The following is a 2,256-nucleotide window of genomic DNA, read 5'->3' as shown; positions in this document are numbered from 1 at the left end:
TGTTAGCGCTAATCTAAAAATGACCACTTTCGCAAACGTATCTCGCCGAATGCGCTAATGCGCTTTCGCCGACCCCGCTAACGTACTTTCACCAACTGCGCTAACGGAACTATGCTCCGATCGGGTATCCGACCCGGGAGGAGCGGGATATGGAGCGAAACGTAATGGGAGAGCTGAACGTCTACAGGGGATCAGGCGCGAAGCCGAACTTCAGCGAGATCGCGAGGAGGCACGGCATGGACCGGCACACGGTCGCCAAGTACTGGCGGGAGGGCGAGTCCGCCGCCGACGGGAGGTCCGCGAGGGGCAGCGCCTTCGACCCGTTCGAGGAGGTGATCCGCTCGAAGGCCCAGCTGCCCGGGATGACCAAGATGGCCGTCTACGCGTTCCTGCGCGAGGGCCGCGGGGAGGGGCTGCCCGGGTACGGCGCCTTCACCGCGTGGTGCCGGGCGCGCGACGTGCCCTTCGGGGGCGCGGGCGGCCGCGAGCCGCACCCGCGGTTCGAGACGCCCCCGGGCAGGCAGCTGCAGTTCGACTGGAAGGAGGGCATGAGGCTCGTCGACTCGGAGGGCGAGGTCTTCGAGTTCAGCGTGTTCACCGCGACGCTCGGCTACTCCCGGAAGCACCGCTTCATACCGGTCAGGAGCCGCACGCTCGACGACCTGCTGTCCTGCCTGCTCGCCACCTTCACCCGCCTCGGCGGCGTCCCGGAGGAGTGCATCACGGACAACATGTCGTGCCTGGTGACCGTCTCGGGCCGCAGGAGGACCAGACAGGAGAGGGCGTGGCGGTTCGCGCGGGAGGCCGGCTTCGAGCTCAGGCTCTGCGCGCCTCGCTCGCCGCAGACCAAGGGCAAGGACGAGTCGGCCAACCGCTTCCTGAACCGCCTGCTCGCCTACGGCGGCGAGTTCACCGGGTGGAGTGGCCTCGCCGAGGCGGTGGCCCGGGTCGAGGCCCAGGCCAACTCGGAGCCGAACCGCACCACCGGCCTGCCGCCCGACGCGCTGTTCATGCGGGAGAAGGAGAGCCTGCGGCCCATCGGGAACCTCCGGCTCCTCGAGTCGATGGTGGGCGACGTGAGCGTCCAGACCGTCCCGCCGACCATGCTCGTCAGGGCCGCCGGCAGGGAGTGGTCCGTGCCCAGGCGCTGCATCGGCCGGCGCGTGAGCGTCGTGGCAATGCCCGGCGGCCAGGTCGTGGTGAGGATGGCCGGCGAGGAGGTCGCCGTCCACGACGCCGCGTCCGGGCCGTCGAGGCCCATCAACTACGACCCCGACCACTACGAGCAGGCCCTCGAGGGGAAGCGGGGCCTGGCCGACGCGGACATCGCCGAGGCCGCGCGCGCCAACCTCGCGCTGCTCGACTCGCTCGGAGGGGCGTGATGGGCGCCGTCGCGGAGGGCAGCCCCTCGATCAGGGCGCAGGCGAACCTCTCCGCGCTCGGGCTGCACGAGATGGCGGCGTCCCTGCCCGACTACGTGAGGATGGTCGCCGCGGGCGAGCGGGGCTTCGCCTCCGCCCTCGAGGAGATGACGCGCGTCGAGGTCGCCGCCCGGGAGGTCAGGATCACCAACCAGCGCATACGGTCGTCGGGGTTCCCCTACGTCAAGGGGCTGGCGGACTTCGACTGGGACTTCCAGCCGTCGGTCCCGCGCGCCGAGATCGAGGAGCTCGCGACCCTGAGGTTCGTCGAACGGGCCGAGAACGTCCTGTTCGTGGGGAGCCCCGGCGTGGGCAAGACGCACCTCGCCGTCGCGCTGGGCATCGAGGCGGTCAAGGCGGGGCGCGAGGTCAGGTTCGTGGACTGCGCCCGGCTCGTCGAGGACCTGGAGGACGCCTCGTCGCGCGGCATCCTCAAGAAGAGGCTCAAGTACTACGCCCACTCGAGGCTGCTGATCATCGACGAGCTCGGCTACCTCGACGTCGGCAGCGCGGGCGCGGACCTGCTGTTCCAGCTGATATCGACGCGCTACGAGCAGCGCTCGACGATCATCACCACCAACGTGGGGATCAGCGGCTGGGGCAGGGTGTTCGGGGACGACGTGGCGGCGAGCGCGATCGCGGACAGGGTGTGCCACCACTGCCACCTGGTCAAGATAACCGGCAGGTCCTACAGGCTGAAGGACCTGCCGAGGGACGGCCCCGTCAAGCCGTGACCGGAATCGGTGAAAATACGTTAGCGCAACCGGTGAAACCGCCTTTGCGCGAACGGCGCGCCTGTTTAGCGAAACTGGTGAAAAATAGATTGACGCTAACA

2 protein-coding genes are annotated in these 2,256 nt (G+C 68.8%); both read left to right on the top strand.

Annotation, left to right across the window (positions count from 1 at the left end):
- Positions 1 to 149: 149 nt before the first annotated feature.
- On the top strand, positions 150 to 1,382 hold the full coding sequence (gene istA / locus RX395_RS09640) for an IS21 family transposase (RefSeq protein ID WP_316367236.1): 1,233 nt from the start codon (positions 150 to 152) through the stop codon (positions 1,380 to 1,382).
- Entirely contained in the window at positions 1,382 to 2,155 is a 774-nt protein-coding gene (gene istB, locus RX395_RS09635) for an IS21-like element helper ATPase IstB (RefSeq protein WP_271738371.1), read from the top strand. The genes istA and istB overlap by 1 nt, the downstream gene beginning before the upstream one ends.
- Positions 2,156 to 2,256 lie beyond the last annotated feature (101 nt).

The organism is Collinsella aerofaciens (assembly GCF_032584215.1).
GTDB lineage: Bacteria > Actinomycetota > Coriobacteriia > Coriobacteriales > Coriobacteriaceae > Collinsella.
Note: the sequence above shows the minus strand (reverse complement) of the source record. Positions and strands in the feature narration are given on the sequence as shown.

Bases quoted from the DNA above. Each gene is read 5' to 3' on its own strand.
- istB (WP_271738371.1), top strand. From the start codon at position 1,382: ATGGGCGCCGTCGCGGAGGGCAGCCCCTCGATCAGGGCGCAGGCGAAC.
- istA (WP_316367236.1), top strand. From the start codon at position 150: ATGGAGCGAAACGTAATGGGAGAGCTGAACGTCTACAGGGGATCAGGC.